Origin of the sequence: Kitasatospora sp. NPDC059577 (assembly GCF_042735475.1) — a bacterium.
Taxonomy (GTDB): Bacteria; Actinomycetota; Actinomycetes; order Streptomycetales; family Streptomycetaceae; genus Kitasatospora.
The window spans coordinates 26,337-34,118 of the sequence record NZ_JBHWBZ010000074.1; the positions used below are offsets into that span (position 1 = coordinate 26,337).

Consider the following 7,782-nt stretch of genomic DNA (forward strand, 5'->3'; position numbering starts at 1 on the left):
GTCCGCGGATGTCCCGGGTACTACACAATCATGTAGTGATCACGGTGGGCTCGCCCTCCCGGTGGCCGCAGAGTGGGGGGAGCCGAACTTTTCCGCTGCGGGAGGGACCACCATGACCGACACCGTGACCGACCCGAAGGCCGATGCCGGGACCGGGGGAGCGGCCGCGACCGTGCCCCTGATCGACATCTCCTCGGCGCCGCCGCTCGCCGCCCCGATGCTGCGGACCATGGAACTGGCCAGATCGTACGGCCCGGCCTTCGTCCAGCGGCTGCACGGCCGGGACACGCTGATCGTCACCGGCCTGGAGCTGGTCGAGGAGCTGGCCGACGAGACCCGGTTCACCAAGTCGATCGGCCCCGGCCTGGAGAACGTCCGTCGGTTCACCGGCGACGGCCTGTTCACCGCGTACAACGAGGAGCCCAACTGGGCCCGGGCGCACGACATCCTGATGCCCGCGTTCGCGCTCGGCTCGATGCGCACCTACCACCCGGTGATGCTGAAGGTCGCCCGCCGGCTGGTGGACTCCTGGGACCGCCGTGAGCGCGCCGGGCTGCCGGTGGACGTGCCCGGCGACATGACCCGGATGACCCTGGACACCATCGGGCTGGCCGGGTTCGGCTTCGACTTCGGCTCCTTCGAGCGGGACGAGCCGCACCCGTTCGTGGACGCCATGGTGCGCTGCCTGGAATGGGCGATGATCAAGTTCACCCGCGACCCGGACCTCGACCACACCGAGCGCGACGCCGCCTTCCAGGCCGACGCCGACTACCTGGCCGCCGTGGTCGACGAGGTGATCGCCGCCCGCGCGGGCGAGGACGACCGGGGCCCGGCCGAGGACCTGCTCGGTCTGATGCTCGGCGCGGTGCGCCCCTCCGACGGCTCCCGGCTGGACGCCGAGAACATCCGCAACCAGGTGATCACCTTCCTGATCGCCGGCCACGAGACCACCTCGGGCGCGCTGTCCTTCGCGCTGTACTACCTGGTCAAGAACCCGGCCGTACTGCGCGAGGTGCAGCGGGAGGTGGACGCGCTCTGGGGCGACCAGGCCGACCCGGAGCCCTCGTACGAGGACGTCGGGCGGCTGAAGTACACCCGGCAGGTGCTCAACGAGGCGCTGCGGCTGTGGCCCACCGCCCCCGCCTTCAGCCGCGAGGCCCGCGAGGACACCCTCCTCGGCGGGCGGATCCCGCTGCGCGCCGGGGAGACGGTCTTCGTGTCGACCCCGATGCTGCACCGCGACGCCTGCTGGGGCGACAACCCGGAGCTGTTCGACCCGGCCCGGTTCGACGCGGAACCGGAGGAGGCACGCTCCCCGCACGCCTTCAAGCCCTTCGGCACCGGCGAACGCGCCTGCATCGGGCGGCAGTTCGCGCTGCACGAGGCCGCCATGCTGCTCGGCATGCTGGTCCACCGCTACCGGCTGATCGACCACGCCGACTACCGGCTGACCATCAAGCAGACGCTCACCATCAAGCCCGACGACTTCACCCTCGGACTGGCCCGGCGCACGCCCGCCCCGACGGCGGCCGAGCCGGCGACCGGCCCGGCGGTGCGGGCCGGGTCCGCCGCCGAGCGCCCCGGCCGGGTCCGCCAGGGCACCGGCCTGCTGTTCCTGCACGGCTCCAACTACGGTGCCTGCCGCGAGTTCAGCCGGCAGCTCGCCGAGGCCGCCACCGACCTCGGCTGCGACACCGACCTCGCCCCACTGGACGCCTACGCGGACGGCCTGCCCACCGACCGGCCCGTGGTGATCACCGCCGCCTCCTACAACGGACAACCGACCGACGACGCCGCCAAGTTCGTCCGCCGGCTCCAGGAGGCACCCGACGGCGCGGCGGCCGGGGTGACCTACGCCGTACTCGGCATCGGCGACCGCACCTACGCCGCCACCTACCAGCGCGTCCCCGCCCTGATCGACGACCGGCTCGCCGCCCTCGGCGGCACCCGGCTGTTCCCCCGCGCCGAGGCCGACGCCTCCGGCGACCTCGCCGGCACCGTACGGCAGTTCACCGAGGCGCTGCGGGCCGTCCTGCTGGAGCACCACGGGGACGCCGACGCCGCCCCTGCCGCCCCCGCCGCCCAGCCGGAGCCGGAGGCCGCGTACACGGTGACCGAGGTGACCGGCGGCCCGCTGGCCGCCCTGGCCGCCCGACACGACATGGCCGAGCTGACCGTCACCGCCGTCGACAGCCTGACCGACCCGGACCACCCGCGGGTCAAGCGCCTGGTCCGCCTCGCCCTGCCCGAGGGCGTCGACTACCGCACCGCCGACCACCTCACCGTGCTGCCGGCCAACGACCCGGCCCTGGTCGAGCGCGCCGCCGCCCTGATCGGCGCCGACCCGGCAACCGTGCTCGACATCGTGTCCCACCGGCGCACCGGCCCCGCCGTCGACCGCCCGCTGACCGTGCGCGAACTCCTCACCCACCACGTCGAGTTGCAGGACCGCCCGACCCCCGCGCAGCGCGCCGCACTCGCCGACCACAACCCCTGCCCGCCCGAGCAGGCCGCCCTGCGGGCACTGCCCGACAACGACCCGCGCACCCTGCTGGACCTGATCGAGGACCACCCGGCCCTGCGCGGCAACCTGACCTGGCCGGTGCTGCTGGAACTGCTGCCGCCGATCCGGCCCCGGCACTACTCGATCTCCTCCTCCCCGCAGTGGGACCCCACCGAGGTGGACCTGATGGTCTCGGTCCTCAACGCCCCCGCCCGCTCCGGGCGGGGCACCTACCACGGCACCGGCTCCGGCCACCTCGCCCGCATCACCGAGGGCGACACCGTGCTGGCCCGGATCCGGCCCTGCCGGCAGGCGTTCCGCATCGACCACCACACCCCGGTGATCATGATCGCGGCCGGCACCGGCCTCGCCCCCTTCCGCGGCGCCGTCGCCGACCGCCGCGCCCTGCGCCACGACGGGGCCGAACTCGCCCCCGCCCTGCTCTACTTCGGCTGCGACGCGCCGGACGCCGACTACCTGCACCGGCTGGAGCTGGAGACGGCCGAGCGGGAAGGCGCGGTCTCGATGCGGCCCGCGTTCAGCGAACGACCGCAGGACGGGCAGCGCTTCGTCCAGGACCGCATCGCCGCCGAGGCCGCCGAGGTCTGGGCGCTGCTCGAAACCGGCGCCGAGGTGTACGTGTGCGGCGACGGCGCCCGGATGGCCCCGGGCGTGCGGGCCGCCTTCCGCGACCTGTACCGGGAACGGACACCGCAGGCCGACGAACAGCAGGCACAGGCCTGGCTGCAGGAGCTGATCGAAGCCGGCCGCTACGTCGAGGACGTCTACGCGGGCTGACACCCGGCCACGGGACCGCGCCCACCTGACCGGTCGGCACCCGTCCGTCCGGTCAGGTGGGCCCGAGTGCGCAAAGTGCCGTGTCGTGTGCCATCGAACGGCCGGAATGATCACGTGGCCGACCGTGTGCGGGCCCGGGATCCCCCTGGTCGCGGCCGCTTCGTGTCCGCCTCGGCCGCCGATCATCTCCACGACAGTCGACTACCATCCGATCAAAGGTTCGTCAGATGAAGGTGGGCCTGGTGATGATCCAGGCGCGAAGTATCCGGGGGGAAAGAAAGACATGGCCGATCCTGACGCAAGCTTGCAATTCAAGGTCAATCCGGGCGAACTGGACGGCTGCGGGCAGAGCGCGCAGCACATCGGGAGTCTGATACCGGGTGAGACGTCGAAGCTCGCGGAGCCGTGCAACCAGGCCGCCGGCACCTTGCAGAGCTGGCTGACGGCCGCGGCGATACGACGGTCGTCCCGGGCCCGTGAAGCCTTCGAGTGCGAAGGCGGCCGAGTAACCCGATGGACATCAAAACCCTCTACGACGCGAACATCATCAACATCACCATCGCGAAGAACGCCTTCGACGCGCTGTACTCGGCGTTCGGACAGCACATCGAGTCCTGGCAGCACGAGGTCGCCGACCGGCTCGCCAACTCGCACTGGACCGGCACCGCGTCCGACCACGCCCAGGCCCGCATCCGGTTCCTGGGCACCGAACTCCAGTCCGCGCACAGCGAGCTCGACTTCATCGGCAAGGCGCTCGCCAAGGCCGCCGAGCAGTTCGCGCTGGCCCAGTCCCACCTGGTCTACGCCCTCGACGACGCCAAGACCGCCAAGCTCACCGTCGCCCCCGACGGCACCATCACCTGGGACGAGGACCCCGCATCCGCGAACTACGCGGGCGCCGGCGCTGAGACGACGGCCATCGCCATCAGCAACCGCATCACCGCCGCACTCAACGAGGCCGATCACGCGGACCAGGAACTCAGCGCCCGGCTGAACCACTTCGCGACCAACGCGAGCAACGGCACCGGCCTCGACGCCGCCACCGCCGCCGCGGACCAGGCCGCCCAGACCGGACGCGAGCAGATACCCCCCGCCGGCACCGACCCGACCAGCGTCAAGAAGTGGTGGGACGGCCTCACCGACACCGAACAGCAGAAGTTCATCCACGACCACCCCGACCAGATCGGCAACCTCGACGGCGTCCCCTCGGCCGTCCGCGACCAGGCCAACCGGGTCAACCTGAGGAACCTGAGGAACCTGATCAAGGACCGCGTCTCGGGAGTGGAGGGTTGCGCCGAGGTCCAGGCTTCCCTGCTCAATGTCGCCGACATCAGCGATGACAAGGGGCACGGCGGGTTCGGCCAGGGACCGCTGGACTACGCCGCCCCGTGCGCGACGGTCGACGACCCCTACTGGTCACACTGACACCGCAAGCCCGCCCGGCCAGACCCAGTCAGGCCGGGCGGGCACCGACCAACGCTGGCATCCCCATCGCTGTCGCCGCCACACGGCAGCGGGCCGCCGCCGGCGACCGGGCCGCTCACGCCGCCGGCGTCGGCAACCGCACTCGAAAGGCTCTCGCTCCGTGACCTTCCAGGACCGTCTCCGGACCCTTGCCACCGGAGCGCTCGGCTCGGTCCCGGCCGGCGAGGCAGCGGACGTCTACGTCATCTCGTTCTTCATCGACAACGAGCGGGACGACCCACGACAGCCCACCCTGACCATCGGGTACAACACCGAAGCCCAGTTCCGACGCACCGTCGCGGACGCCTCCGACGAGGCGGAAGCCCGCTGGAACTACGCCTTCTGGCTCCAGAACGAGCTCACCGTCATCGGCGACCTCACCCGGGACCCCGACGGCGCCGCGGCACGCCACCGGTGGATCAGCGAACTCGGGCTCTGGTACGACGAGCCCACTCGCCCGGAAGACCTGATCGCAACCGTCGGGCCGACCGCCGCGCTGATCGAGGCCAACTTCAACCAGGCATGCGTCCGGCTCGCTCGCGGCCTCCACGACGACGGCGTCATCGAGAGCGTGATCGGCAAGCCGGTGCCCGTGGTCCTCCACGAGCTGGAGTACTACGAGGGGATCGCTCGCCGGACCGAGGCGGCCAACCCGCCCGGACTCGCCGACGAGTTCACGGCGTGGGTCCGCACCGGCTGAGGTATTCGGGATGCCCGTACGGACGTGTCACCGACGAGCCGGCGCCGTGTCCCGCAGCCGATCCGTACGCTCACGGCGTCACGGAGAGGAAGCATCGGGATCGGCCGTGCCGGGATCGTCGCACGAGACACGATCACATCGAACCGGATTCCGCGGCACCCGCTCGGGGACTCCGGTGACGACACGTCGAGGTCGCGGTACTCGGTGCCTTCAGCGGATGGCTCAGCGGAGTCCGACTGCGGCCGCGGTGGTCACGGGTACGGCTGCCGGTCGTCGCGGCGGACCGTGGAGTTGCCCGCGAGTCGCCAGAACCGCCGACGTCCGGTCAGGATCCAGGTCTCGGGAGCGTGCTGAACGGAGTCGATCCACGCGGCCAGTTCGGGAAGGGCGTCCTGCCGAAGGGCGAGCCGGGCGTCGGCCCGGCCGATGGCCGGGAGCGGGGCGACGCCGACGGCCACGATGCGCCTCGGGCTGGGGCGGCCGGCGTAGCCGTAGTTGGAGAAGCGCGGTGGGTTCCACGTGGCTTGCAGCAGAATCCCGCCGCTCAACGGGTGGTCGTAGAAGTCCACTGTGTAGCCACCCGTTTCTTCCACGCCCAGGACGGCACGGATGTCCGCCGGCGTGAGCGGCCACGACAGACCACGCGGCAGGTGACGGTTTCTGGCTGGCACGGCCCCGATGATGGCACACGCCCCGAGGGAATCGCACGCGCTTTCCGAGCGGGCGGGCACCACCACTCGGACGTGCTGTCTCCCGGAATGCGTCCGTGAGTACGTGCCGACGGCACGGCCGTCATGTCGACGGACGCCGAGGGAGCCGGGCGGGAGCCTGACGCCCCCCGGGCGCCACCGGCGCGGCCGCGGACCCGGCGGCAGCGCAGCGCTCCGCCGTGGTGCGCGCACTGGAGGGCGTCGCCCAGCCGTTGCGGACGACGGAACCCGGCGGCCGCACCGCCGACCTGCGCGCCATGGGCTCGATGATCGGCGACGCCAAGGTGGTCGGCCTCGGCGAGGCCACCCACGGCTCGCACGAGTTCTTCGCGATGAAGCAGCGGGTGTTCCGCTACCTCGTCGAGGAGAAGGGCTTCACCACCTTCGCCCTGGAGACGAGCTGGAGCAGCGGCCTGCAGATCGACGAGTACGTCCAGGGCGGCCCGGGCGACGCTCGGCACATCGTCAAGGACGCCCTGGGCGGCAGTCCGTGGGACCGCGAGGAGTTCGCCGACCTGATCGCCTGGATGCGGGACCACAACCGGAGCCACCCGCAGGACCCGGTCCACTTCGTGGGCGACGACCTCGGCCTGCCGAGGCTCGGCGACGGGATCTTCGAGCGGGTCACCTCCTACGTGCGCGGGGCCCGCCCCGACGTCCTCCCGCAACTCGACGGCCTCTACGCGGGCCTGCGACCGTTCGACGACGCCTTCGCCTACCTGCGGAAGCCGCTCGCCGAGCGCCGCGACAACGCCGCCAAGGCGCAGCAGGCGCTCGACCTGGTCACCGCGAGCGGTGTCGGCGCCTCCGGCGGTGACGCCCACGCGTGGGCGGTGCAGCACGCCCGGAACATCGCCGAGACCTTCGCCTTCGCCACCCTGGACATCACCGACCCGGCCTCCGTCTCCGCCGCGGAGCAGCTGCGTGACCGGGCGATGGCGGACAACACCGCGTGGTGGCAGCGCCGCACCGGCGGCAAGGTGCTGCTGTCGGCGCACAACGGGCACGCCGGCTACCTGGCCACCGACACCTTCCTGTACCCCAAGCCGCAGGGTTCCCGGCTGCGCGACACCTATGGTCGCGACTACGTGGCCATCGGTTTCACCTTCGACAGCGGTTCCTTCCTCACCAACGACGCGGTCCTGACGGACAACTGGAAGACGGTCACCGTCCCGGCGGCCACGGCGGACATGAACGAGCACACCCTCGACCAGGTCCGCTACCGGGACTACTACGTCGACCTGCGCACCGCGCCCCGGGCGGCCCGCGACTGGCTGGACGTCTCCCGCCCCACCTACGACGCGGGTTCGGTCTACGTCAGCGATCCGATGCCGCAGCTCGCGATCGGACGGGCCTACGACGTCCTCATCCACCTGAACCAGGTCACCCAGGCACGCACGTTCTGATCGCGCGGCGCACGTGTGAGGCACCGGCCCGATGCTGTCGGGGCGGGCAGCCGTCGAGATCGAGCGCGGGGCGGCGGAACGGGCAGCGCCGGTCGGCGAGTTCGGCCGGCGCTCGGCCGACGCTCGGCGGGCGCTCGGCCGGGCCGCCCCAACCGGTGTCGCGCGGGGGCTCTTATAAAAAAATCAGAGCCACCGATCCCC

Annotated in this window: 5 protein-coding genes; 4 read left to right on the top strand and 1 reads right to left on the bottom strand. The window is 71.8% G+C overall.

Features of this window, described 5'->3' with window-relative positions:
- The first annotated feature begins 112 nt into the window (after positions 1-112).
- The 3 genes from ACFV0O_RS36600 to ACFV0O_RS36610 all read left to right on the top strand — a co-directional run bounded on the left by ACFV0O_RS36600 (position 113) and on the right by ACFV0O_RS36610 (position 5,465).
- Positions 113-3,301 carry a bifunctional cytochrome P450/NADPH--P450 reductase gene (locus tag ACFV0O_RS36600; protein ID WP_380348438.1) on the top strand — a complete coding sequence of 1,063 codons (3,189 nt, stop codon included), beginning with the start codon at positions 113-115 and terminating at the stop codon, positions 3,299-3,301.
- A 513-nt stretch (positions 3,302-3,814) separates the two neighbouring features.
- Positions 3,815-4,726 carry a hypothetical protein gene (locus ACFV0O_RS36605; RefSeq protein ID WP_380348440.1) on the top strand — a complete coding sequence of 304 codons (912 nt, stop codon included), beginning with the start codon at positions 3,815-3,817 and terminating at the stop codon, positions 4,724-4,726.
- A gap of 160 nt (positions 4,727-4,886) precedes the next feature.
- A complete protein-coding gene (locus ACFV0O_RS36610; protein WP_380348441.1) occupies positions 4,887-5,465 on the top strand; it encodes a hypothetical protein in 579 nt (192 codons plus the stop codon).
- 251 nt (positions 5,466-5,716) lie between these two features.
- Here the strand turns inward: ACFV0O_RS36610 and ACFV0O_RS36615 are convergent, their stop codons facing one another.
- On the bottom strand, positions 5,717-6,136 hold the full coding sequence (locus ACFV0O_RS36615; RefSeq protein ID WP_380348443.1) for a hypothetical protein: 420 nt from the start codon (positions 6,134-6,136) through the stop codon (positions 5,717-5,719).
- A 218-nt stretch (positions 6,137-6,354) separates the two neighbouring features.
- On the opposite strand from ACFV0O_RS36615, the gene ACFV0O_RS36620 reads away from it, so the two are divergent.
- Positions 6,355-7,581 carry an erythromycin esterase family protein gene (locus tag ACFV0O_RS36620; RefSeq protein WP_380348445.1) on the top strand — a complete coding sequence of 409 codons (1,227 nt, stop codon included), beginning with the start codon at positions 6,355-6,357 and terminating at the stop codon, positions 7,579-7,581.
- The last annotated feature ends 201 nt before the right edge of the window (positions 7,582-7,782 follow it).

Coding starts and splice junctions, on each gene's coding strand:
- ACFV0O_RS36605 (WP_380348440.1), top strand. CDS start 3,815: ATGGACATCAAAACCCTCTACGACGCGAACATCATCAACATCACCATC.
- ACFV0O_RS36600 (WP_380348438.1), top strand. CDS start 113: ATGACCGACACCGTGACCGACCCGAAGGCCGATGCCGGGACCGGGGGA.